The organism is Burkholderia mycopellens, from assembly GCF_964265025.1.
Taxonomy (GTDB): Bacteria; Pseudomonadota; Gammaproteobacteria; order Burkholderiales; family Burkholderiaceae; genus Burkholderia.
Window position 1 is genome coordinate 1,393,535 of the sequence record NZ_OZ183802.1, and the last position, 21,153, is coordinate 1,414,687.

25 protein-coding genes and 1 pseudogene are annotated in these 21,153 nt (G+C 69.9%); 18 read left to right on the top strand and 8 right to left on the bottom strand.

Translation table 11 applies throughout. The annotated features are described in order from the left end of the window. Window positions 1-353: 353 nt before the first annotated feature. Window positions 354-1,274, bottom strand: a complete 921-nt coding sequence (locus tag ACPTTC_RS06515; protein WP_423391906.1) for a LysR family transcriptional regulator — start codon at window positions 1,272-1,274, stop codon at window positions 354-356. Window positions 1,275-1,430: 156 nt separating this feature from the next. Between ACPTTC_RS06515 and ACPTTC_RS06520 the strand changes: the two genes are divergently transcribed. Both ACPTTC_RS06520 and ACPTTC_RS06525 read left to right on the top strand, forming a co-directional pair. Further along, window positions 1,431-2,351 carry a pyridoxal-phosphate dependent enzyme gene (locus ACPTTC_RS06520; protein WP_423391907.1) on the top strand — a complete coding sequence of 307 codons (921 nt, stop codon included), beginning with the start codon at window positions 1,431-1,433 and terminating at the stop codon, window positions 2,349-2,351. Between the two features lie 55 nt (window positions 2,352-2,406). Then, window positions 2,407-2,544 (top strand): hypothetical protein, encoded by a 138-nt coding sequence (locus ACPTTC_RS06525; RefSeq protein ID WP_423391908.1) that lies wholly within the window; start codon window positions 2,407-2,409, stop codon window positions 2,542-2,544. Window positions 2,545-2,692: 148 nt separating this feature from the next. Here ACPTTC_RS06525 and ACPTTC_RS06530 read toward each other — a convergent pair whose 3' ends face one another. Further along, the gene (locus tag ACPTTC_RS06530; RefSeq protein WP_423391909.1) at window positions 2,693-3,826 is read right to left on the bottom strand and encodes a DUF2242 domain-containing protein; all 1,134 of its coding nucleotides are present in this window, start codon (window positions 3,824-3,826) and stop codon (window positions 2,693-2,695) included. Window positions 3,827-3,941: 115 nt separating this feature from the next. Continuing rightward, window positions 3,942-4,835, bottom strand: coding sequence for a LysR family transcriptional regulator (locus ACPTTC_RS06535; RefSeq protein WP_423391910.1), 894 nt, complete (start codon window positions 4,833-4,835; stop codon window positions 3,942-3,944). A 108-nt stretch (window positions 4,836-4,943) separates the two neighbouring features. Here ACPTTC_RS06535 and ACPTTC_RS06540 point away from each other — a divergent pair, with 108 nt between their 5' ends. Both ACPTTC_RS06540 and ACPTTC_RS06545 read left to right on the top strand, forming a co-directional pair. Further along, complete coding sequence (locus tag ACPTTC_RS06540) at window positions 4,944-5,699, top strand: TerC family protein (RefSeq protein ID WP_423391911.1); 756 nt, start codon at window positions 4,944-4,946, stop codon at window positions 5,697-5,699. A gap of 91 nt (window positions 5,700-5,790) precedes the next feature. Continuing rightward, window positions 5,791-6,128, top strand: a pseudogene (locus ACPTTC_RS06545) (zf-TFIIB domain-containing protein). Window positions 6,129-6,215: 87 nt separating this feature from the next. Here ACPTTC_RS06545 and ACPTTC_RS06550 read toward each other — a convergent pair. Then, window positions 6,216-6,632 carry an Hsp20/alpha crystallin family protein gene (locus ACPTTC_RS06550; RefSeq protein WP_175967496.1) on the bottom strand — a complete coding sequence of 139 codons (417 nt, stop codon included), beginning with the start codon at window positions 6,630-6,632 and terminating at the stop codon, window positions 6,216-6,218. Between the two features lie 16 nt (window positions 6,633-6,648). Next, window positions 6,649-7,089 carry an Hsp20/alpha crystallin family protein gene (locus tag ACPTTC_RS06555; protein ID WP_226197913.1) on the bottom strand — a complete coding sequence of 147 codons (441 nt, stop codon included), beginning with the start codon at window positions 7,087-7,089 and terminating at the stop codon, window positions 6,649-6,651. A 247-nt stretch (window positions 7,090-7,336) separates the two neighbouring features. Here ACPTTC_RS06555 and ACPTTC_RS06560 point away from each other — a divergent pair, with 247 nt between their 5' ends. After that, window positions 7,337-8,254 carry a 3-hydroxyacyl-CoA dehydrogenase NAD-binding domain-containing protein gene (locus tag ACPTTC_RS06560; protein ID WP_423391912.1) on the top strand — a complete coding sequence of 306 codons (918 nt, stop codon included), beginning with the start codon at window positions 7,337-7,339 and terminating at the stop codon, window positions 8,252-8,254. A gap of 15 nt (window positions 8,255-8,269) precedes the next feature. Here ACPTTC_RS06560 and ACPTTC_RS06565 read toward each other — a convergent pair whose 3' ends face one another. Further along, window positions 8,270-8,551: a DUF4148 domain-containing protein gene (locus tag ACPTTC_RS06565; protein ID WP_423391913.1), complete on the bottom strand. Its 282-nt coding sequence runs from the start codon at window positions 8,549-8,551 to the stop codon at window positions 8,270-8,272. 166 nt (window positions 8,552-8,717) lie between these two features. Beyond that, window positions 8,718-9,566 (bottom strand): LysR substrate-binding domain-containing protein, encoded by an 849-nt coding sequence (locus ACPTTC_RS06570; RefSeq protein ID WP_175967505.1) that lies wholly within the window; start codon window positions 9,564-9,566, stop codon window positions 8,718-8,720. A gap of 329 nt (window positions 9,567-9,895) precedes the next feature. Between ACPTTC_RS06570 and madL the strand changes: the two genes are divergently transcribed. The 11 genes from madL to ACPTTC_RS06625 all read left to right on the top strand — a co-directional run bounded on the left by madL (window position 9,896) and on the right by ACPTTC_RS06625 (window position 18,656). Further along, window positions 9,896-10,291 carry a malonate transporter subunit MadL gene (madL, locus tag ACPTTC_RS06575; protein ID WP_034186756.1) on the top strand — a complete coding sequence of 132 codons (396 nt, stop codon included), beginning with the start codon at window positions 9,896-9,898 and terminating at the stop codon, window positions 10,289-10,291. Window positions 10,292-10,302: 11 nt separating this feature from the next. Next, a complete protein-coding gene (gene madM, locus ACPTTC_RS06580) occupies window positions 10,303-11,070 on the top strand; it encodes a malonate transporter subunit MadM (protein ID WP_226197917.1) in 768 nt (255 codons plus the stop codon). A 132-nt stretch (window positions 11,071-11,202) separates the two neighbouring features. Continuing rightward, window positions 11,203-12,849: a malonate decarboxylase subunit alpha gene (gene mdcA, locus ACPTTC_RS06585; RefSeq protein WP_423391914.1), complete on the top strand. Its 1,647-nt coding sequence runs from the start codon at window positions 11,203-11,205 to the stop codon at window positions 12,847-12,849. Between the two features lie 10 nt (window positions 12,850-12,859). Continuing rightward, window positions 12,860-13,174 (top strand): malonate decarboxylase acyl carrier protein, encoded by a 315-nt coding sequence (mdcC, locus tag ACPTTC_RS06590; RefSeq protein WP_423391915.1) that lies wholly within the window; start codon window positions 12,860-12,862, stop codon window positions 13,172-13,174. After that, window positions 13,171-14,106: a biotin-independent malonate decarboxylase subunit beta gene (locus ACPTTC_RS06595; RefSeq protein ID WP_423391916.1), complete on the top strand. Its 936-nt coding sequence runs from the start codon at window positions 13,171-13,173 to the stop codon at window positions 14,104-14,106. The genes mdcC and ACPTTC_RS06595 overlap by 4 nt, the downstream gene beginning before the upstream one ends. Next, a complete protein-coding gene (mdcE, locus tag ACPTTC_RS06600; protein WP_423391917.1) occupies window positions 14,093-14,800 on the top strand; it encodes a biotin-independent malonate decarboxylase subunit gamma in 708 nt (235 codons plus the stop codon). The genes ACPTTC_RS06595 and mdcE overlap by 14 nt, the downstream gene beginning before the upstream one ends. Then, complete coding sequence (gene mdcG / locus ACPTTC_RS06605) at window positions 14,787-15,455, top strand: malonate decarboxylase holo-[acyl-carrier-protein] synthase (RefSeq protein ID WP_423391918.1); 669 nt, start codon at window positions 14,787-14,789, stop codon at window positions 15,453-15,455. Before mdcE ends, mdcG begins: the two co-directional genes overlap by 14 nt. Further along, on the top strand, window positions 15,452-16,318 hold the full coding sequence (gene mdcB / locus ACPTTC_RS06610) for a triphosphoribosyl-dephospho-CoA synthase MdcB (RefSeq protein WP_423391919.1): 867 nt from the start codon (window positions 15,452-15,454) through the stop codon (window positions 16,316-16,318). Before mdcG ends, mdcB begins: the two co-directional genes overlap by 4 nt. Next, complete coding sequence (locus ACPTTC_RS06615; RefSeq protein ID WP_423391920.1) at window positions 16,315-17,247, top strand: acyltransferase domain-containing protein; 933 nt, start codon at window positions 16,315-16,317, stop codon at window positions 17,245-17,247. The genes mdcB and ACPTTC_RS06615 overlap by 4 nt, the downstream gene beginning before the upstream one ends. A 117-nt stretch (window positions 17,248-17,364) precedes the next feature. Continuing rightward, a complete protein-coding gene (locus tag ACPTTC_RS06620; protein WP_226197924.1) occupies window positions 17,365-17,886 on the top strand; it encodes a phospholipase D-like domain-containing protein in 522 nt (173 codons plus the stop codon). Window positions 17,887-18,011: 125 nt separating this feature from the next. After that, complete coding sequence (locus tag ACPTTC_RS06625; protein WP_226197925.1) at window positions 18,012-18,656, top strand: phosphoribosyltransferase; 645 nt, start codon at window positions 18,012-18,014, stop codon at window positions 18,654-18,656. 7 nt (window positions 18,657-18,663) lie between these two features. Here the strand turns inward: ACPTTC_RS06625 and ACPTTC_RS06630 are convergent, their stop codons facing one another. Further along, entirely contained in the window at window positions 18,664-19,881 is a 1,218-nt protein-coding gene (locus tag ACPTTC_RS06630) for a polyhydroxyalkanoate depolymerase (RefSeq protein ID WP_423391921.1), read from the bottom strand. Between the two features lie 253 nt (window positions 19,882-20,134). Here ACPTTC_RS06630 and ACPTTC_RS06635 point away from each other — a divergent pair, with 253 nt between their 5' ends. Together ACPTTC_RS06635 and ACPTTC_RS06640 are read left to right on the top strand one after the other, a co-directional pair. Next, window positions 20,135-20,764, top strand: coding sequence for a glutathione S-transferase (locus tag ACPTTC_RS06635; protein WP_423391922.1), 630 nt, complete (start codon window positions 20,135-20,137; stop codon window positions 20,762-20,764). Window positions 20,765-20,941: 177 nt separating this feature from the next. Beyond that, window positions 20,942-21,148, top strand: a complete 207-nt coding sequence (locus ACPTTC_RS06640; RefSeq protein WP_082146089.1) for a hypothetical protein — start codon at window positions 20,942-20,944, stop codon at window positions 21,146-21,148. Window positions 21,149-21,153 lie beyond the last annotated feature (5 nt).

Consider the following 21,153-nt stretch of genomic DNA (forward strand, 5'->3'; position numbering starts at 1 on the left):
AACCCTTTGCAGACAAGGCACACGGGCAAAAAAAGCCCCGATCACAGGGGGACCGTGACCGGGGCGGAAACGCATCCTCTCTTTGGCACGAGGGCTGGATGCGCGCGAAGTATATTTCGAACCATGACAATTCGAACCGGCGTTAAACGGCCGTTTTGGGTGTCAATTTAAAAACACCGGCGCTGCGACGTCCGGCGTCATCATTTCGAAAGAATTTTCGCGGTAAAGATGCGGCTGTTTAGCGTGTTTCAGCAGCCAAGGCGACGGTTTGACGGAACGGGCTCGCCCGTCGTTCGGGCGCCGCGGATCGTGTCGCTCAAGTACCGGGCGAGGTCGGCGTATCGGCTGCCCGCTCAGCCCGGTTGGCGGGCTTCGCCGGCGGCATCGCGCACGGCTTCGAGAAATCGCGCGATGACAGGCGATGGTGGCATTGCCGCGCCGTCGTACACGAACTCGATGTCGAAGCGCTTGGCGAGCTCGTCGAGCGCGACGAGCCGGACCGTGCGCGGGCAGGTCGGCGACGCGCTTTCCGGCACGAATGCACAGCCCATCCCGGCTGCGACGAGGCCGATCAACGTCGGAATGTCGCTGCCGACCTGCGCGATGCGTGGCGTGAAGCCGGCCTGCCGGCACTGCGCCATCAGGAACCGGTGGTGCGCAGCGGAGCGCTGCGCGTCGAACCAGACGAACGGCTCGTTCGCGACGTCGGCCAGCGTGCGCGGCGCGGTGAAGCGTCCACCCGGCGGCGCGGGCATCGCGAGCACGAAGCGGTCGCTCAGCAGCCGCACGCCCGACAGGTGCGGCGCCTCATCTTGACGCCACGCCATGATCCCGCCGTCTAGCTGGCCGCGCATCAGCGCGTTCGCCTGTTCGGCCGACAGCATCGGCGCGATCGACAGCTTCACGTCCGGGCACGCGTCGCGAAACGCCTTGAGGACGTTCGCGACGACGGGCAACGGCAGGCAGTTCGGCAACGCACCGAGCCGCAACTCGCCCAGTTGGCCGGCCGCGCTGCGCAGTGCGCGCTCACGGCTGTCCTGCAGTGTCGCGAGCAGGCCGGTCGCATCCTGCAGGAAGCTGGCGCCGGCCGCCGTGAGCGTGACGCCCGTTGCGCGGCGCACCAGCAGCGGCGTACCGATCGCGTCCTCGAGTTCGCGGATCTGTCGCGACAGCGCGGGCTGGACGATGCCGGCCGCGCGGGCGCCGGCCATCACGCTGCCGGCTTGCGCGACGGCCACGAAGTAGCGCAGGTGACGCAGTTCGATCTTGCGCATGCAGTATCCGTTCCGGTTCATCGATATACCTGTGGAGCATAGCAAACGCCATCCGATGGTATTGGAAAGCATGGGAGGCGTGCCGTACGATGGCCGTCATTGCCGCTCGCAATTGCGCGTCGCGTGCGTTCCCTCCGTTCCCATTGGTCCCGTCCCATGCCGCTTCATATCCCGACCCCTTATCTCCGCTCGCAAATCGCGTCCCGCCGGCTCGGCAAGGCCATCCGGCTGAAGCTCGATGCGCTGCAGCCGTCGGGCTCGTTCAAGCTGCGCGGCATCGGCGCCGTCTGCGAAGCACGGCATGCGGCCGGCGCGCGGCGCTTCGTGTCATCGTCGGGCGGCAACGCGGGCATCGCGGTCGCGTATTGCGGCCGCGAACTCGGCGTGCCGGTGCTCGTCGTCGTACCCGAAAGCGCGTCGGCCCGTGCGCGCGAGCTGATTCGCGTCGAGGGTGCGGAGCTCATCGTGCACGGCGCGAGCTGGGCCGAGGCGAACGCGTTCGCGCAGTCGGCGCTCGGCGAGCACGATGCGTTCGTGCATCCGTTCGACGATCCCGTGCTGTGGCAGGGCCACGCGACGATGATCGACGAGATGGCGGCGGCCGGCCCCAAGCCTGACGCGATCGTGCTCGCGGTCGGTGGCGGCGGGCTGCTGTGCGGCGTGCTCGAAGGGCTCGCGCGCAACGGCTGGCACGACGTGCCGGTGGTCGCGGCCGAAACGCAAGGCGCCGACTGCTATGCGCGCTCGCTGGCGCAGGGGCATGGGGTCGAATTGCCGGCGATCACGAGCATCGCGACGTCGCTCGGCGCGAAGCGTCCGTGCGATGCGGCGGTCGAATGGGCAGCGCGACACGAGATTCACCCGGTCGTCGTGTCGGATGCCGATGCGGTGGCCGCGTCACTGCGATTTCTCGACGAGCACCGGATCGTCGTCGAGCCTGCATGCGGTGCCGCGCTGGCCGCGCTCGAGCGGCCGGTGCCCGTGCTCGCGTCGGCGAAGGATATCGCCGTGATCGTCTGCGGCGGCGTGACGGCGACCGTCGAGCAGCTGCAGACGCTGCGCACAACGTTGCGGTAGGCGGGGCGGTCGGCGCAAGCGGGCTGGTCAGGGGGCGGCTGGACGGCGATCGACGATGGGTATCGCCGAAATCGTCTGCGGTGGCGTGATCGCGATCGCCGAGCAACTGCAGACGCTGTGCGCGCCGTTGCGGTATGCGTGGTGGAGGCGCAGGCCGGCCGATGGCCGGACGGCCGTCGATCTCCGTGAATGACGGAATCGGCCGAGCGTGTCCGACGCAAGGCATCGGCACGACGGGCAGGCAGCCGGCGGCGTGAAAATTCCCGTGACGAATGACGGGCAAGGGGGCGTATCGTCGCGCTGCGCCGGTTGCGGCCAGGAGCGACGATACGGGCGGTCGATCAGTTTGCGGCCGGTGCGCTCGCGCCGGACGGGGCGGACGATGCGACGGGGTTGGCGGCGGCAGGCGCGGGCGACGTGCTCGACGGTGCCGATGCCGATACGGGGGCCGAAGCAGTGGACGCGGGCGCAGGCGCGACCGGTGCCGGTGTTGCGGTGGCCGGCGCCGAAGCGGCGGGCGCCGACGCCGCTGCGGCAGGGTGCGACGCCGGGCCGGAAGCGGACGCAGGCGCGGAAGCCGGCACGGGAGCCGAAGCCGACGTGGATGCCGATCCGGACGCCGGTGCAGGCGTCGACGCGGCGGCCGATGCAGGCGCCACACCCGAAGCCGGTACCGACCCCGAACCAGACGCCGCTGGCGGCGCGGCAGCACGCATCGCCGCCGGCGCGACCACGGCCGAAGCGGCGGCCGGCACGGCGTTCGCGCCCGACTGGGGCGCCACGACCGGCAACGAAAGCGGCACCGGCGCCGCGGGCGGCGTCGGCACGACCGGGGTCGTCATCTTTATCGGCTCGCCCTGCGGCGTCGGCGCGGGTTCGGGCAGCGGCGTGACGGGCTCCTTCTCGGCGGCCTTGACGGTCGCGCGGTCGCGGCGGGCCGGGTCGATCTTCAGGAAATGCTCGACGAGATTGAAGAAGCGCTCATAGAACACGCCGGCGGGAATCGTTTCGCTGGCGGTCTTGACGAGCGCGTCGTCGCTCGACCCGATCGGCAGCGACAGCGAGCCGAACACGCTGAGGCCGACGCTGGCCGACGTGTTCGACTTCTTCAGCGTGTAGCGATCCTGCACCGCATTCACGTACGCGATGCTCGACGAGCCGTCCGCGTTCGCGTCCGCGCACACGACGTGAAACTCGATCACGACGTGCATGTCGTTGTTCGGCTGGAAATTCTTGCTGCCGTCGACTGCATCGCTGCGCGACGACGACACCACATAGCCCTGGCTCAGCAGCGCGCGCCGCGCGGCCTCGCAGGCCGCGTCGGATTTCGAGTGGAACGTATGCGCGTACGGGCTGCTGGTCGCGTCGAACTGTTCCTGCTGGTAGATCGGCTTGGGCGGCGACGAGCACGCCGCCAGCACGGTCGCGGCCGCGAGCGCGCACGAAACGGAAAACAGGCGAAATCGGTTGTGCATGGCGTCTTTCAGAAGGCTTGGCGAGAGGTCGCGCAACGGCGGTGCCTGGAAGAAGCGCGGGGCAATCTCGTAAGGCCGGGGCGCCATTATAGTTTCGTTTGATGTCGCGCTCGCTTCAGTCGGCCGGGGTGCCGCGTGCGGCGGCCAGCAATCGCGACGTCAGTGGATGGTGTTCGCCGCGCCGCGAGCGGATCGCGTGGATCTCCTCGGTCACGTCGCCCGCGCGCCCGAGCCGCCGCAAGCCGCGCAGCAGCGACGCGTCGTTCGCGCCGAGTTCGCTCAGCGGAAACACGCCGAGGCCGCGCGCCGCGAACACGGCCATCAGCGCGCTGTCCTCGAATTCCCCGGCCACGCGCGGCACGATCCGTTCGCTTTCCAGCCACACGTCGAGGCGCGCGCGCAGCGCCGAATGCGCGGTCGGCAGCAGAACGGGCAGGTCGGCAAGGCACTGCGGAAAGTGCTGCCGCGCGGCCGGCGTGACGAGCGCGGCGGGGCCATACCAGTCGACCGGCGACGCGACGAGCCGCTCGCTCGTCACGCGCAGGTTCGAGCCGGACGGCGCGCCCTGGCCGGCCAGCACCAGATCGAGATGATGCAGCGCCAGCTCCGCGAGCAGCGCATCGTGCTCGCCCTCGTGGCACAGCAGCCGCAGCGTGGGCGTATCCAGCACGGGCGCGAGGGTCGCGTGCGCGGCGAGCTTGGAGATGCCGTCCGCAAGGCCGACCGCGAGCCGAACCGTCGGCTGGCTGGCCGCCGCGCGCACTTCGTCGGGAATCAGCCGCCCCATCTCGAAGATCACCTCCGCGCGCGCAAACGCGGCCTGGCCGGCGTCGGTCATCGTGACGCCGCGCCCGGCCGGGCGCAGCAACTGGTGCCCGAGCGCTTTCTCGAGCTCGCGCACCTGCGCACTGATGGTCTGCACGGCCATGTCGAGCCGCGCGGCCGCGCGCGCAAAGCCGCCTTCCTTCACGACGACCCAGAAATAGTACAGATGTCGGAAATTGAGCATCGGAGCGTAATTTCGTAAAAACCGAACTTAAAGTCAGATTCTCTCTGATTTTTCCGAAGTTCGGGGCGGCATATCATCTGGCTTTCCACTTTCGTATCGGCCCATTTCATGGACTACCTGCTGACGCTTGCCGTCGACCCCGCCGTCTGGGCTGCGCTTCTGACGCTCGTCGTGATGGAAGTCGTGCTCGGCATCGACAACCTGATCTTCATCTCGATCCTCAGCAACAAGCTGCCCGAGGTGCAGCGCGCCCGCACGCAGCGCCTCGGCATCGCGCTCGCGCTGGTGATGCGCCTCGCGCTGCTCGGCAGCGTCGCGTGGATCGCGAGCCTCACCGAACCCGTGTTCACGCTGTTCGACCATGCATTCTCGTGGCGCGACATGATCCTGCTGTCGGGCGGCCTGTTCCTCGTGTGGAAGGCGACCACCGAGATCCATCACCACGTGTCGCACGACGGTGAAGGCGAGGGCGGCGCCGGCGGCGCAGCCGGCCTGACGATGTGGGCCGCGATCGGCCAGATCGTGATGCTCGACATCGTGTTCTCGATCGACAGCATCGTGACCGCGATCGGCATGACCGAGCACGTGCCGATCATGTTCGTCGCGGTGATCGTCGCCGTCGCCGTGATGTTGTTTGCCGCGCAGCCGCTCGCACGCTTCATCGACCGCAACCCGACCATCGTGATGCTCGCGCTGTCGTTCCTGGTCGTGATCGGCATGACGCTGATCGCCGAAGGGTTCGGTTCGCACGTGCCGAAGGGCTATATCTACGCGGCCATGGCGTTCTCGGCTTTCGTCGAGGGCATGAACATGCTGGCGCGGCGCGCGAAGGCGAAGCGCTCGGCACCGACGGAAGGCCGCTGAGCCATCGCGTGTGGCGCCGGCCGCTGCGGCGACCGGCGTCACGCGCCTCATAGGGAATCCAGACGACATTCGCACGGAAAGGAGAGACGCGATGAAATGCCCAGTCTGCAAGACGCCCGACCTGTTGATGGCCGAGCGCCAGTCGATCGAGATCGACTATTGTCCGACCTGCCGCGGCGTGTGGCTCGATCGCGGCGAACTCGACAAGCTGATCGCACGCGAGACCGGTGACGCGCCGCTGCGTCGCGACGAGACACCCGTGCGGCACGATGCGCAGGCGCCGCGCAGCCACGACGGCGGGTGGGGGCGCGACGGTCGTTCGCATGACAGCCGCGGCAGGCACGATGGCCGCTCGCACGACGAGCGCTACAAGCACGACGGCCAGCGCGTCGCCGGAAATCGGTGTTCGACCTGTTCGACTTCGACTGATTGCACCGCATGTCGTAAAAAAGCCCCGCCGGGAGCGTACCCGGCGGGGCTTTTTCATGCGTGCGGGACGATCGCCCGCGTTGGTGCTTATGCGTGACCGGTCGTCACGTCGATGCGGCGCGGACGCGTTTCCTCGCGGCGCGGAATCGTCAGCGTCAGCACGCCGTCGCGCAGGTTCGCGTCGATCCTCGACGTGTCGAGATCCGGGCTCAGCACGAAGCTGCGCGCATAGCGCGTCGCGCGGATTTCGGCATGCCGCACGCGCAGGTCGGCCGGCGTATCCAGGTGCGTGTCGGCTTCGATCGTCAGCGTGTTGTCGTGCACCTTCACGTCGAGGTTTTCGCGCGGCACGCCGGGCAGATCGGCCCGCAGCGTGACGCCGAGATGATTCTCGACGACGTCGACGGCCGGCGTGATCGCGGGCCGGCGAGCTGCGTCGGCGGCAGCGGCAGCGGGGTGAACGGTGTTCGTCTGGCGCTCGGCCAGGGTCGGGTTCGCATTCATGTCGGTATCCTGACTATTATTGAACGGTGATTGCACGCGGCTTCGATGCCTCGCGCCGGCCGACGCGAATCAGCAGGCAGCCGTTTTCGTAGCGGGCGCTGACCTGCTCGGGATCCGCGTCCCGCGGCAGCTCGACGACGCGGCGGAATGCGCCGTGAAAGCGTTCCTGCGCATAGGTGCGCAGATCGTCGCCTTCGCCGCGCGGCGCAGGCTTGCGCTCGCCGCTGATCGTCAGCAGGTCCTTGTCGATCGATACGTCGAAGTCGGCCGCGGCCATGCCGGGCGCGAACGCGACGATCTCGATGGCGCCGTCGGTGGCGCCGACGTTGAGCGCGGGAAAGGCACCGGGCCGCACCGCGCGAATGCCGGCTGGACGTTCGCCCAGCAGATTCGCTACTTGCCGCTGCACGCGGGCAAATTCGTCGAACAGGTCGCTGCCGAAATGAATACCGCTCATGTTGGTCCTCCTGAACAGGGAACACGGGAGACGTGACGGCGCGACGCCTGCGGCGGGCGCGACGCGGGAGCTCCACTGGGTCGAAACGGGGGCGGTGCGTTGAACGGTGCACTGCCCGACGACGCGTAATTAGTGGCAGCCGAAGCGCATTTCAAGAGGGAATCTGCAAACTGCGTCAACACAGGCCCGCGCGATTCGATGCGACAATCGCCGCGATCTATTGGCAGACCAACGACACGGGACAATCATGGACATTCGACGCATCGCGATCGTCGGCGCCGGCGTGATCGGCGCGAGCTGGACCGCTTTCTATCTGACGCAGGGCTTCGACGTCGTCGCGACCGATCCGGCGCCGCAAGCCGACGCACGGCTGCGCGACGCGCTGGCCGCGTTTCTCGGCGACCGGGCTGCCGAACTGTCCGCGCGGCTGTCGTTCGACGCCGATCTCGTGCGCGCGCTCGACGGCGCCGATTTCGTGCAGGAGAACGGCCCGGAACGGCTCGACCTGAAGCGTGCGCTGTACCGGCAGATGGACGACGTGCTGCCCGCGCACGTGCCGATCGCGTCGAGTTCGTCGGGCCTGAAGATGTCGGACATCCAGACCGCATGCGAGAAGCATCCGGAACGCTGCCTGATCGCGCATCCGTTCAATCCGCCGCACCTGATTCCGCTCGTCGAGCTGGTTGGCGGCGACGCGACCAGCCGGGACGTGATCGCACGCGTGAAGGATTTCTACGACGCACTCGGCAAGCAGACCATCGTCCTCAACAAGGAGATGACCGGCCACGTCGCGAACCGGCTCGCGGCCGCGCTGTTCCGCGAGGTGTATCACCTCGTCGGCGAAGGCGTCGTGAGCGTTGCCGACGCGGACAAGGCCGTCGCATGGGGGCCCGGCCTGCGCTGGGGGCTGATGGGACAGTGCCTGACCTATCATCTCGGCGGCGGCGCGGGCGGGATCGCGCACTTTCTCGAACACCTGTCGGGGCCGATCACGAGCTGGTGGGACGACCTCGGCACGCCTTCGTTCGATCCGGACGTCGATCGCCGGCTGAACGACGAATTGCGCGCGATCCAGGGCGAGCGCTCGATGCAGGAACTGGCGGCCGAACGCGACCGCCTGCTCGTCGAGCTGATCGACGCGCGGCGCCGCAGCTTCCTGCCGTGATCGCGCCGCGGTCCGCTACTGCTGCGCGGCGGTTTGTGAGGACGGCGGCGTCTGCGCGAGCCATGCCGGGCTCGCGGCCTGCACGAGTTCGCGGTTGCGCGCGCGTGTCGCGGCGTTCGGCGGGTAGTTGCTGTCGTTCGTCGGCAGTTGACCGTCGAGATAGGCCTGCTTGAGTTGCGCGATGACTTCCGCGCGGGTCAGCCCCTGCGCGGGCGCCGCGGCGTCGGACGTCTGGGCAAAGGCGGGGGACAGCAGGGCGGCGGCGGCGGTCGCGACGGCGAATCGCAAGACATTCATGGCGTGCTCCGATCAAGGGGATGGGACACCGGATGCGCGCGGCGGGTGGCCGTGCGTTCCGATGGGCCCCATTGTCGCGAGCGGGTGCTGCGCGGACGATGACGCGTTCCGGGCAAAGCTGTCAGTTGCGGGCGCGCCCCCCATGTGCGTGTCGCGCCCGGCGCGGTTACAACCCCGACGCGGCGGCAATCAGCGTCGCTTCGAGCGCGAGCGTCGAACGCGACGCGGCCGCCGGCCGGTCGATCACGTATTCGAGTTCGCCGAGTTCGGGCAGCCCCGCGTCGAGCCGCGCAAGCCCGGCCGGGATCACGTAGCCGGCGAACGCGCTGACGCCGAGCCCCGCGCTCGCAGCGGCGCGCAATACCGCAACGCTGCTGCTCACGACCGCGATCCGGTACGGCCGCCCGACGGCTTCGAGCGATTCGAGCACGCGGCGGCGCGACACGCTCGGCTCCGGATGCATCGCGAGCGGCAGCACGGCCTCGTGGCCGGTGATCCGCGAATCGGGGCCCGTGCACCAGTACAGCGGCTCGCTGCGGATCACGCGGCCGCGCCGGCTGCCGGCGATGCGCTTCGCGAACACGAGATCGTGCCGTCCTTCGTCGAGCGCGTCGAACAGGTCGCCCGACAGCCCGGTCGAGATCGCAAGCTCGACTTCCGGATTGCGCTGCACGAAGCTCGCGAGCGCGGCGGTCAGGTGCGCCGACGCGAAATCCTCCGACATCGCGAGCCGCACCTTGCCCGACAGCGGCGGCCCGCATACCGACGTGACGGCTTCGTCCATCAGCTCGAGGATGCGCACCGCGTAGCGGAACAGCGCGTCGCCGTGCTGCGACAGGTGCACGTTGCGCGTGTCGCGCTCGAACAGCGGCCGGTCGAGCAGCTCCTCGAGGCGGCGGATGTGCTGGCTGACGGTCGACTGCGACAGGTTCACGCGCTCGGACGCGGCGGTGAAACTGCCGGACTGGGCGACGGCGACGAAGCTGCGCAGCAGCTCGGGCGGTAACGGACGCATTGCTAAATCCACTGAATCGGTTTCGACAACTTCATAAATGGCCGGGTATTGCGGCGCTAGTATCGGATCACGCCCCGGTGCGGCCCGCGCAAACGGGGCGAACCGGATGCGTAGCCCGTGTCGGGCCGGCGGCTGCGTCAGTCAGTCTACGGCATCCGGTGTCCGGCCCGAAACCGCATCATCCCATCGACCGCCCGAGAACGCGCCCGCACGACGGGCCGCCGGGCCGCGGCGCACCGCCGCAGGAGACAGTCCGCGCACGGGATCGACGTGCGGGCCCGCTTTCTGCACGCGTCAGGCGCCCGTCACGAAGAGACTGGAGACGACTCATGATCATCTACGGAACCGCGCTGCTGGCGTTCTGCCACCTGGCCGGACTGTTCCTCGGCGACCTGCTCGGCAGCGCGATCGGCGTGAAGACCAACGTCGGCGGGGTCGGCATCGCGATGCTGCTGCTGATCTGCCTGCGCCTCTGGCTGCACCGGCGCGGCTGGCTACCGAAGGAGACCGAGGCCGGCGTCGGCTTCTGGGGCGCGATGTACATCCCGGTCGTCGTCGCGATGGCCGCGAACCAGAACGTCGTCGCCGCGCTGAAGGGCGGCCCGGTCGCGCTGCTGGCCGCCGTCGGCGCGGTCGCGATCTGCGCATGCTGCATCGCGGTACTCGTGCGCACCGGGCGCGACGACACGGCCTTCGCGGGCGTGCCGCAATTCGAAGAACAGTGACGGAGGCCGCCATGCTGCAGATGCTCGAAAAAACCGTCGCCCACAACGGGCTCGTCGCGTCGTTCGCGCTGGTCGGCCTGATCATGTGGCTGTCGTCGATCGCGTCGCGCAAGCTCACGTTCGGCCGCGTGCACGGCTCCGCGATCGCGATCGTGATCGGCCTCGCGCTGGCTTACGTCGGCGGCGCGTTCACCGGCGGCGAGAAGGGGATCGCCGACGTGCCGCTGTTCGCGGGCGTCGGCCTGATGGGCGGCGCGATGCTGCGCGATTTCGCGATCGTTGCGACCGCGTTCGAAGTGCAGCCCGCCGAGGCGCGCAAGGCCGGGCTCGTCGGCGTCGTGTCGCTGCTGCTCGGCACCGTGCTGCCGTTCATCGTCGGCGCGTGCATCGCGCGCGCATTCGGCTACACCGACGCGGTCAGCATGACGACCATCGGCGCGGGCGCCGTCACCTACATCGTCGGCCCCGTCACGGGCGCGGCGATCGGCGCAAGCTCCGACGTGATCGCGCTCAGCATCGCAACGGGGCTCGTGAAGGCGATCATCGTGATGGTCGGCACGCCGGTCGCAGCCAGCTTCATGGGCCTGAAGACGCCGCGTTCCGCGATGATCTTCGGCGGCCTCGCCGGCACCGTCAGCGGCGTAAGCGCGGGGCTCGCCGCGACCGACCGCCGGCTCGTCCCGTACGGCGCCCTCGTCGCGACGTTCCATACGGGCGTCGGCTGCCTGCTCGGCCCGTCGGTGCTGTTCTTCACGACGCGCGCGCTGGTCGGTGCATAGGTCCGCGCGACGCGGCCCGCGTGCGGGCCGCATCCATCGCGGCGCCCTCTGAGTCGCATTCGTCAACATCATCAATCGGCGGCGGCGCCAGGCTTAGAATGCCGCTGAACCATCGAAGCGGGAGAACAGTTCATGACGGGATGGAATCACGCGCGGCAGGCGCGCGATGCACGACTCGCGGCCGGCGCGGCTTACGCGCAGGGCAAGCGGGTCGATGCGCGCGACACCGTGGCGTTGCTCGAAGCGGTGCTGCGGCCGGGCGACCGCGTCTGCCTCGAAGGCGACAACCAGAAGCAGGCCGACCTGCTCGCGACGGCGCTCGCCGACGTCGACAGCGCGAAGATCCACGACCTGCACATGGTGCAGTCGGGCGTCGTGCTGCCCGAGCATCTCGACGTGTTCGAGCGCGGCATCGCGAAGCGTCTCGACTTCGCGTATTCGGGCCCGCAGTCGCAGCGGATCGCGAAGCTGCTGTTCGGCGGCAAGATCGCGCTCGGCGCGGTGCACACCTATCTCGAACTGTTCGCACGCTACTTCATCGACCTCACGCCGCAGGTCGCGCTGATCGCCGCGGTCAGCGCCGATCGCGACGGCAACCTCTATACCGGCCCGAACACGGAAGATACGCCGACCGTCGTCGAGGCCACCGCGTTCAAGGACGGCATCGTGATCGCGCAGGTCGACCGCATTGTCGACAAGGTGCCGCGCGTCGACATCCCGGGCGACCGCGTGCATTTCGTCGTCGAGGCCGGCCGGCCGTTCTACGTCGAGCCGCTGTTCACGCGCGATCCGGCCGCGATCACCGAAACGCAGATCCTCACCGCGATGCTCGCGATCAAGGGCATCTACGAGCCGTACGGCATCAAGCGCCTGAACCACGGGATCGGCTTCAACACGGCCGCGATCGAGCTGCTGCTGCCGACCTACGGCGAGAAGCTCGGATTGAAGGGCAAGGTCTGTTCGCACTGGGCGCTCAACCCGCACCCGACGCTGATTCCCGCGATCGAGTCGGGCTGGGTCGAGCAGATCCACTGCTTCGGCTCGGAAGTCGGGATGGACGACTACATCCGCGCGCGCTCCGACATCTGGTTCACGGGCCCCGACGGGTCGCTGCGCTCGAACCGCGCGTTCTGCCAGACCGCCGGCCTCTATGCGTGCGACATGTTCATCGGCTCGACGCTGCAGATCGACCTGTCCGGCCATTCGTCGACGGTCACGGCCGAGCGGATTGCCGGTTTCGGCGGCGCGCCGAACATGGGCAGCGACGCGCGCGGCCGGCGCCATCCGAGCGAGCCGTGGCTGAAGGCCGGCGCGGAAGCCGACCCCGACACGCCGGCGGCGCTCAGGCGCGGCCGCAAGCTCGTCGTGCAGATCGGCGAGACGTTCGGCGACAAGAACGTGCCGATGTTCGTCGAGAAGCTCGACGCGCTGAAGCTCGCCGACAAGCTGCAGCTCGACCTCGCGCCGATCATGGTCTACGGCGACGACGTCACGCACATCGTCACCGAGGAGGGGATCGCGAACCTGCTGATGTGCCGCGACAAGGACGAACGCGAGCACGCGATCCGCGGCGTCGCCGGCTATACGGAAGTCGGCCGCGGCCGCGACCGGAAGATGGTCGAGCGGCTGCGCGAGCGCGGCGTGATCCGTCGCCCGGAGGATCTCGGCATCGATCCGCTCGACGCTGATCGCCGCTGGCTCGCCGCGCGTTCGATCAAGGATCTCGTGCACTGGTCGGGCGGGCTCTATGCGCCGCCGGCCCGGTTCCGCAACTGGTGAGGAAGAGGGCATGGAACAGTTGAACTATCGCTTCACCGCGCGCGAGCGCGCGAAGGGCGAGCAGGCCGCGGCGCTCGTCGGCGTGGTCGCATCGGGAAATCTCGAAGTGCTCGTCGAGCGCGTGTTGCCGGGCAACGAATGCGAGGTCGACATCCGCACGGCGGCGGTCGGTTTCGGTGCGGTGTGGCAGGCGGTCGTATCGGATTTCGTCGAGCGGCGCACGCCGGGCGGCCTGAAGCTGTCGATCAACGACGGCGGCGCGCGGCCCGACATGGTGTCGCTGCGGCTCGCGCAGGCCGTGCGAGCGATCGAGGGAGATGCATGATGAACGACGCGATCCACGACGCGCCCGCGTTCGTCGCGAATGGCGCGAGCTGGTACGAGGCGTCGGCGCGGCAGCGCATCGACGGCCTGCTTGACGCGGGCAGCTTCGGCGAATTCCTCGGCCCGGCCGAGCGCGTGACGAGCCCGCACCTGCCGTTGTTCGACCTGCCGCAGCAGTTCGACGACGGGATGGTGGTCGGCCACGGCCGGCTCGACGGCCGGCCGGTGTTCGTCGCCGCGCAGGAAGGCCGCTTCATGGGCGGCGCGTTCGGCGAAGTGCACGGCGCGAAGCTCACGGGGCTGCTGCGTGCCGCGCGCGAAACCGGCAAGCCGGTGTTGATCCTGTTCGATACGGGGGGCGTGCGGCTGCAGGAAGCGAACGCGGGCGAACTCGCGATCGCCGAGATCATGCGTGCGCTCGTCGAAGCGCGCGCGGCCGGCGTGCCGGTGATCGGGCTGATCGGCGGACGCGCGGGCTGCTATGGCGGCGGCGGGTTGCTCGCCGCGTGCTGCTCGGCGCTCGCGGTGTCGGAGCAGGGGCGCATCAGCGTGTCCGGCCCTGAAGTGATCGAGACCAATCGCGGCGTCGAGGAATTCGATGCAAAGGACCGCGCGCTGATCTGGCGCACGATGGGCGGCAAGCACCGGCGGCTGATCGGCGGCGCGGACCGCTACGTGGCCGACACGCCCGACGCGTTTCGTGCGGCGGCGCTCGAGCTGATCGGCCGTGCGCCGAAGTTCGATGCGGCGATGCTGCGCGCGGAACAGGCGCGCCTCGAAGCGCGCGTCGAACGGTTCGGCGCATGCGCGGATGCGCTCGACGTGTGGCGCGCGCTCGGTGCGGACGCGCCGGAAGCGATTCCCGGGATGCCCGACGAGGCGTTCGCGAAACTCGCCGACCAACTGCAGGAGCCGCAGCATGACGCTCGATGAAGTCCTGAACTCGCTTTTTCCCAAAGGCCATTCGATCGCCCTTGACGGCGGCCTGCTGAGCGGCCACGCGGAACTGGCCGGCACGCGCGTCGACGTGATCGGCGTCGCCGAGCGTTTGCCGTTCGGCATCGACGAGGCGCTGACGCTTGCATCGTGCGTGCTCGACACGATCGTGCGCGGCGGCGACACGCCGATCCTCGTGCTCGTCGACAGCGACAGCCAGCGGATGAGCAAGCGCGACGAACTGCTCGGCCTGAACGAAGGGCTGTCGCATCTCGCGAAGTGCCTGATGCACGCGGATCTCGCCGGGCACCGGACGATCGGCGTGCTGTACGGCCACACGGCCGCGGGTGCGTTCATCGCGACCGCGCTCGCGACGCGCACGTTGCTGGCGGTGCCGGGCGCCGAGCCGGAGGTGATGGACCTGCCGTCGATGTCGCGCGTGACCAAGCTGCCGATCGACGTGCTGAAGGAGATGGCGCGCTCGACGCCGGTGTTCGCGCCGGGGCTCGACAATCTCGTGAAGATGGGCGCCGTCGACGCCGTGCTCGATCCGGCCCGTGCGCTCGACGCACAGGTCGGCGAATGGCTCGGCAAGCCGGCCGACCGCGTCGACCGGCGCGCCGCGCGCGGCCGTCCGGTTGCCGCCGATGTGGCCCAGCGTGTCGAGGCGCTCGCGCGTGCCGCACGCTGAGCTGCCGCTGCGCCGCCACACGCTCGTCACGCTGACGGCGGCGGGGTGGGGCGCGGCATTCGCGCGTGATCCCGCGCTCGCGGCCGATCCGCTCGTGCGTGCGTGGGCCGAACGCGGCTGGCCGCTGATCGTGCGCCGCGCGTCGCCCGACGAGGCCGACGCCGGCTGCGTGCCGCTCGGCCTGCCGCTGCCGCCTTCCGCGGGCAAGCGGCGCGTCGCGCTGAACGCGGCTGCCGACGCGCTTGCGACGGTCGGGCCGCTACCCGCGTTGTCCGACGTGCTCGCCGCCGCGCCCGACGCATGGCGCACGGCGTTGCGCGAACTCGATACGCTTGGCGCGCGTTGCGGCGTGCAGGGCCGCGTGTTCGGCAGCCTTGCATGGCAGGCGCTGACGGGCGAGCCCTACCTGGGGGCGTCGTCCGATCTCGACATCGTGTTCCCGCTGCCGGATCCCGCATCGCTCGCGTCGCTGCTCGACGGCCTCGCGGCGATCGACGCGCGCGCGCCGATGCGCATCGACGGCGAATTGCTGCGCGACGACGGCGCGGGCGTCAACTGGCGCGAACTGCAGGCGCGGCAGCCTGAAGTCGCGGTCAAGACCGCGATCACCGTCGAGCTGATGCCGGCCGACGCATTCACCGGAGGGGCGCGATGAGCGCATGGGCTGCCTGCCGCGTACCGGCGCCGTCCGAAGCCGAGCGCATCGCCGAACTGGCCGAGCGCAGCCTCGTGTTCGAAATCGAGACCTATCCGAAGCCGGGGCTCGTCAGTCACGTCGACACCGGCAGTCACACCGACATGGATGCCGCGACGTTCGCGCGCAGCGCCGCCGCGTTGCGGCCGTACTTCGCCGAGTTGGCCGACGCGGGCGCACGCGATGCGGACATGGCCGTGCTGCGCAAGATCGGCCTGCGTGCCGAGCACGCGATGCTTGCCGCGACCGGCGGCGTCAATACGCATCGCGGCGCGATCTTCGGGCTCGGGCTGCTGTGTGCGGCGGCGGGCCGGCGCGCGGTGCCGGGAACCATGCCGGCCGGGATGACGCTCGGCGCGTTCGTCTCCCGCCGCTGGGGCGCCGATATCCTCGGCGGCCCGCGCTTGCCGGACAGCCACGGCGAACGCGCGAGCCGCCGCTACGGCGTCGGCGGGGCGCGTCGCGAGGCGGCCGGCGGTTTCACGACCGTCTACGCGATCGGACTGCCCGCGCTGCGCCGCGCGCAGCGCGACCTGCCTGGCGATCCGGAAGCCGCGCGCGTCGATGCGTGCTTCTCGCTGATCGCCGCGCTCGACGATACGAACCTGCTGCACCGGGGCGGGCAGGCCGGTCTCGACTTCGCGCGGGCGACCGCACGCGCATTCGTGGCGCGCGGCGGCGTGCGCGCGCGCGATTGGCGGCTACGGGCGGCTGCCGCGCATCGTGCGTTCGTTGCACGGCGGTTGAGCCCGGGCGGCGCGGCCGACCTGCTCGCGATGAGCGTCTTCGTCGATGCGCTCGAAGTTGACGAGGGCGCGCGATGACGCTGGCCATCCTCTGTTCGGGACAGGGCGCGCAGCGCGCCGACATGTTCGAGCTGACCGGCACCGCGCCGCAGGCCGACGCGTTGTTCGCGCACGCCGGCCGGCTCCTCGGTGACGATCCGCGCGCCTGGGTCCGGCAGGCCGGGCCGGATGCGCTGCGCGAGAACCGTGCCGCGCAGATTCTCTGTACGGTCCAGGCGCTCGCCGCCGCCGCGCTGCTCGACGCTCTGTGGCCGCGCCGACGCTGCGTCGCCGGCTACAGCGTCGGCGAAGTCGCGTCGTGGAGCGTCGCGGGGATGATCGAGCCGGACGCCGCGCTCGACCTGGCCGATGCGCGTGCGCGCGCCATGGATGCCGCGAGCGGCGGCGACGAGCGGATGGTGTTCGTACGCGGCCTGACGCGCGCGCAGCTCGTGTGGCTGTGCGACGGCCGCGACGCGGCGATCGCGATTGCGAACCCGGGCGACGCGTTCGTGGTCGCGGGGCGGCAGGCCGATGTCGATGCGGTGGCCGACGATGCGTCGCGTGCCGGCGCACTGCGTGTCGCGCCCGTCTGCGTGCGGATCGCGTCGCACACGCGCCGGCTCGCCGCGGCTGTGCCGGTGTTTCGCGCGTCGCTCGCCGCGACGCACGTGCGGCGGCCGCTGCCCGGCACGCGGCTGGTTTCGGGGATCGATGGCGCATCGGTGCTCGACGTCGACGCGGGCCTCGACAAACTTGCGCGGCAGATCGCGGAGCCGGTCGAGTGGGCGGCCTGTCTTGCCGCCTGTGTGGAGGCCGGGGCGACCGCGTTCCTCGAGCTGGGGCCCGGCCGCGCGCTGGCCGAGATGGCCGGCGGCGCCTATCCGGCGCTGCCGGCGCGCAGCCTCGCGGATTTCCGTTCCGTCGACGGCGTGGCGAGCTGGCTCGCACGCGTCGCGGCGGGCTGACCGACGGCGTGATAACGGGCCTGTCACCCGTTCGCCGGGGGCGGGTTCTGCGCTGTGTGTTGCGCCGGCGCAGCAGCCTCGCAGCCGGTGCTTGCCACGCGAACTGGCGTCGCTAAAATGGCGCCCGCCATGAGACCAGCCGCCTTCCTTCTCGCCGCGCTTTGCTGTGCGGCGAGCGCCCACGCCAGCCAGATTCCGTCCGATGCCGCATCGGTCGGCACATACTTTTCGTATGACAATGCAGCGGCCGACGCAACCGTCGATCTGATCGGGCAGGCGCATCGTCGTGTGTTGCTGGCCGGCTATGCGCACGTGCCGCCGGCGGTCGCGAGCGCGCTGCGCGCGGCCCGCGCACGCGGGGTCGAGGTGCGTGTCGTGCTCGTGCGTTCGCCGCGCGCGGGCCGGTACAGCGGCGCGGGCTATCTGAAATCCTCCGGTATCGACGTGGCGATCGATTCGCGGCATGGCGATCCTGCGCCGCGCTTCGTGATCGTCGACGACAGCGTCGCGCTGACGACGCTGTCCGAAGGCGCGGCCGCGCATGCGGAAACGGTGAACGTGTTCCAGCGTGCCCCCGAGCTCGCGCAATCCTATGCGCAGTCGTTCTGGCGGCTGTACCGGCAGGCCGGCGGCCTCTGACCCATACCCTCGGCGCCGCGCGCGCCGGTGTGACCCTGCTTGCATCGGCGCGGCCGATGAATCATGCTCGCTGACAGGCGCCGGCGCGGGTTTCGCGCATCCGGCGCAACGGCAGGGAGCCGATCGTGTTCGAGTGTTTTGCCGATCGCGCCGATGCCGGCCGCCAGCTGGCCGGCGCATTGCGCGATTACGCGGGGCGTAGCGATGTCGTCGTGCTGGCGTTGCCGCGCGGCGGCGTGCCCGTCGCGTATCCGGTCGCGTGTGCGCTGCATGCGCCGCTCGACGTGCTGGTCGTGCGCAAGCTCGGCGTCCCATATGATCCCGAGCTCGCGATGGGCGCGATCGCGACGGGCGGTGCGATTCATCTGCAGCGTTCGGTGCTCCGCTCGATGCACGTGTCCGACGAACAGCTCGCCGACGTGATCGCGCGCGAGACGGCCGAACTGCATCGGCGCGAAGCGCTGTATCGCGGTGCCGCGCCGCCCCTGCCGGTCGAAGGGCGTATCGCGATCGTCGTCGACGACGGCGTCGCGACCGGCGCGTCGATGCGCGTCGCGCTGCAGACGTTGCGCGAGCGTCACCCGGCGCGGATCGTGGCGGCTGTCCCGGTCGCGCCGGCGGGCGCGCGCCATGTGTTCGACGATCTGGCCGATGCGTTCGTCACGGTGTCGCTGCCGCAGCCGTTCTTCGGGATCAGCCAGTTCTACGCGCGCTTCGAGCAGACGAGCGACGACGAGGTACGGGCATTGCTCGACGCGGCGCGGCCCTGACGCGGCATCACGTCCGCCTGATGCGGCGCGGGTGAGGGCGGCGGGTTTCGGCCCATACGAACACGCGCTGCAGCATCGGATGCACATCGCCGTGCCAGCGCGCCCCCGTAAACAGCCCGTAGTGATCGCAGTCGTCGATGTCGATCCGGTAGCGTTCGTCGTCGGCGAGGCCGCTGCACAGGTCGAGCGCCGCGTGGGTCTGGCCGGCGCCCGTGACCTTGTCGCATGCGCCTTCGACGGTCAGCAGCACGACGCCGCGCAACGCCGCCGGATCGACGCGCCGGCCGCCCACGTCCCAGGTGCCGAGCGCGAGGCTCATGCGCTGGAACACGATGTCGACCATATCGAGGAAATACTCGGCCGGCATGTCGAGCAGCGCCGTGTATTCGAGCAACGCGCGCCGCGCGCCGGCGAGTCCGCTCATGTCGAAGCGCGACGCGGCCAGCGCGTACGTTTCGATCAGCGACAGGAAGTGTTGCGGGTACACGAGCGCGATTTCGCCCTGTTGCAGATAGGTCGGAAATACGTGGCGACCATGCCCCGCGAAACCGGGCGGCACGATGTCGATCAGGTGACGGCGGCACCAGTCGAGCGAATGAGCGGCAGCGGCGGTGCCGAGCGCACTCGGATGCCGGCGTGCGTCGAGCGGGCCGCCGATCAACGTGACGCTCGCGGGGGGCGGGAGGCCGCGCGCCGCGCGCAGCGCGAGCGCGCCGAGCACCGGCACGGTCGCCTGGCACACGGCGACGACATGCAGCGGCCGGTCGTCGTGCGCGAGCCCGTCGACGAAGCCGTCGAGCGTCGCGACATACTCGTCGAGCCCGAAGCGGCCCGACGCGAGCGGCACGTCGCGCGCATTGCGCCAGTCCGTCACGCAGACGTCGCCGTCCGCGAGCAGCGTCTCGACGGTTTCCCGCATCATCACGGCCGCATGCCCGGCCAGCGGCGCGCACAGCAGCACCGTGCGCGGTGCATCGGCGCGCGTGAAGCGCCGCAGGTCACAAAACGGCGTGCGCGCGACGACGCGCTCGCCGACGGCCGGCCATCCGATGTCGAAGTGTGGGGGCCCGTCCGGCGGCCCGAGCAGCGGCTCGAACAGGTCGTCGTAGCACGACGACGCGGCGTGCGGCAGCGTGGCCGCGGGCCACGCGTCGAACGCATGCCGCGTCGCCGTGCGCCAGGCGCGCATCCATTCCCGCTGCTGCTCGACGAGGGCATACCACATGGCGAACCTTGGGGCGGAAGGGGCGTGAACTTGCATTATGGTCACTGTGGCCGGACAACGTGAGTCCCGCGCGTGTCCGGCTGATGCGCGTCAAGCGCGGGGGCGCAAGGGCTGGCCGCGTTCGTTCCGTCATTTCGGCAAACTCGCTCGTGGCGCCGGTACCCGCCCGTTGCTCCCGGGAACGGGCCCTAGTCGATGCCGCGCGACGCTGCTACAGTCGTCGCTCCCATTCCCCTTAAGCGGAGCGTTCGCGATGAAGCTGATCGGCATGCTGGATTCCCCGTTCGTACGCCGTGTCGCCATTTCGGCGAAGCTGCTCGACCTGCCGTTCGAACACGAGTCGCTCTCGGTGTTCCGTCATTTCGAGCAGTTCAGGGTGATCAACCCGGTCGTCAAGGCGCCGACGCTCGTGACCGGCGACGGCGCGACGCTGCTCGATTCGTCGCTGATCGTCGACTATCTCGATCACCTGGTCGCGCCCGAGCGGCGCTTGCTGCCCGATACCGCCGATGCACGGCTGCGCGCACTCGTGCCGGTCGGTTTCGCGCTGGCGGCCGCCGAGAAGACCGTGCAGGTCGTCTACGAGCAGGCGCTGCGTCCGGCCGACAAGCAGCATGCGCCGTGGCTCGAGCGCGTGCTGAGCCAGATCGAGGGCGCATACGGCGAACTGGAGCCGCTCGTCGCGGCCGCGAACGGCTGGTTCGGCGGCGCGCGCCTGCTGCAGTCCGACGTGACGGTCGCGGTCGCGTGGCGCTTCACGCAGTTCATGGCGGCCGACTACCCGGTGCTCGCGCGGATCGATCCGGCCCGTTATCCGGCGCTGGCCGCGCATTCGGCGCGGGCGGAAGCGCTGCCGGCGTTCGTCGAAACGCCGCTCGTCTAAGCCCGGCGGCCCGTGGCGGCGCGAGGCCGCCCCGCGCTGTTGCCTGCCGCCAGCCCGGCCCCGCCCGGCAAGCCGCGCCGATTGTTCTCGGCGGCTGACAAGTGACTTCGCATTCGCGCCGTTTATCCGGAAGCGGCCGGTCCCTAGAATCCACTCCATCGAATCACGCATTGCCAGATGGAGCCGATGATGAAAGCCCTGATCGAATCGAGCCTGTACCACCCGTCCGTCGTGTTGCCGCTTGCCGCGCTGACGCAGTTGATGGTCGAGCGCGATTTCAATCTCGGCCAGATCGGGCTGATCGTCGCGGCACGCGGTGCGCAGGCGGCGGTGTCGCGCTCGCGTGCGCTGTTGTTCTGCCGTCACTGCGAAGCTCAAGCGTGAGGGTG

Bases quoted from the DNA above. Each gene is read 5' to 3' on its own strand.
- ACPTTC_RS06515 (WP_423391906.1), bottom strand. From the start codon at position 1,274: ATGCGCAAGATCGAACTGCGTCACCTGCGCTACTTCGTGGCCGTCGCG.
- ACPTTC_RS06520 (WP_423391907.1), top strand. From the start codon at position 1,431: ATGCCGCTTCATATCCCGACCCCTTATCTCCGCTCGCAAATCGCGTCC.
- ACPTTC_RS06525 (WP_423391908.1), top strand. From the start codon at position 2,407: ATGGGTATCGCCGAAATCGTCTGCGGTGGCGTGATCGCGATCGCCGAG.
- ACPTTC_RS06530 (WP_423391909.1), bottom strand. From the start codon at position 3,826: ATGCACAACCGATTTCGCCTGTTTTCCGTTTCGTGCGCGCTCGCGGCC.
- ACPTTC_RS06535 (WP_423391910.1), bottom strand. From the start codon at position 4,835: ATGCTCAATTTCCGACATCTGTACTATTTCTGGGTCGTCGTGAAGGAA.
- ACPTTC_RS06540 (WP_423391911.1), top strand. From the start codon at position 4,944: ATGGACTACCTGCTGACGCTTGCCGTCGACCCCGCCGTCTGGGCTGCG.
- ACPTTC_RS06550 (WP_175967496.1), bottom strand. From the start codon at position 6,632: ATGAATGCGAACCCGACCCTGGCCGAGCGCCAGACGAACACCGTTCAC.
- ACPTTC_RS06555 (WP_226197913.1), bottom strand. From the start codon at position 7,089: ATGAGCGGTATTCATTTCGGCAGCGACCTGTTCGACGAATTTGCCCGC.
- ACPTTC_RS06560 (WP_423391912.1), top strand. From the start codon at position 7,337: ATGGACATTCGACGCATCGCGATCGTCGGCGCCGGCGTGATCGGCGCG.
- ACPTTC_RS06565 (WP_423391913.1), bottom strand. From the start codon at position 8,551: ATGAATGTCTTGCGATTCGCCGTCGCGACCGCCGCCGCCGCCCTGCTG.
- ACPTTC_RS06570 (WP_175967505.1), bottom strand. From the start codon at position 9,566: ATGCGTCCGTTACCGCCCGAGCTGCTGCGCAGCTTCGTCGCCGTCGCC.
- madL (WP_034186756.1), top strand. From the start codon at position 9,896: ATGATCATCTACGGAACCGCGCTGCTGGCGTTCTGCCACCTGGCCGGA.
- madM (WP_226197917.1), top strand. From the start codon at position 10,303: ATGCTGCAGATGCTCGAAAAAACCGTCGCCCACAACGGGCTCGTCGCG.
- mdcA (WP_423391914.1), top strand. From the start codon at position 11,203: ATGACGGGATGGAATCACGCGCGGCAGGCGCGCGATGCACGACTCGCG.
- mdcC (WP_423391915.1), top strand. From the start codon at position 12,860: ATGGAACAGTTGAACTATCGCTTCACCGCGCGCGAGCGCGCGAAGGGC.
- ACPTTC_RS06595 (WP_423391916.1), top strand. From the start codon at position 13,171: ATGATGAACGACGCGATCCACGACGCGCCCGCGTTCGTCGCGAATGGC.
- mdcE (WP_423391917.1), top strand. From the start codon at position 14,093: ATGACGCTCGATGAAGTCCTGAACTCGCTTTTTCCCAAAGGCCATTCG.
- mdcB (WP_423391919.1), top strand. From the start codon at position 15,452: ATGAGCGCATGGGCTGCCTGCCGCGTACCGGCGCCGTCCGAAGCCGAG.
- ACPTTC_RS06615 (WP_423391920.1), top strand. From the start codon at position 16,315: ATGACGCTGGCCATCCTCTGTTCGGGACAGGGCGCGCAGCGCGCCGAC.
- ACPTTC_RS06620 (WP_226197924.1), top strand. From the start codon at position 17,365: ATGGCGCCCGCCATGAGACCAGCCGCCTTCCTTCTCGCCGCGCTTTGC.
- ACPTTC_RS06630 (WP_423391921.1), bottom strand. From the start codon at position 19,881: ATGTGGTATGCCCTCGTCGAGCAGCAGCGGGAATGGATGCGCGCCTGG.
- ACPTTC_RS06635 (WP_423391922.1), top strand. From the start codon at position 20,135: ATGAAGCTGATCGGCATGCTGGATTCCCCGTTCGTACGCCGTGTCGCC.
- ACPTTC_RS06640 (WP_082146089.1), top strand. From the start codon at position 20,942: ATGGAGCCGATGATGAAAGCCCTGATCGAATCGAGCCTGTACCACCCG.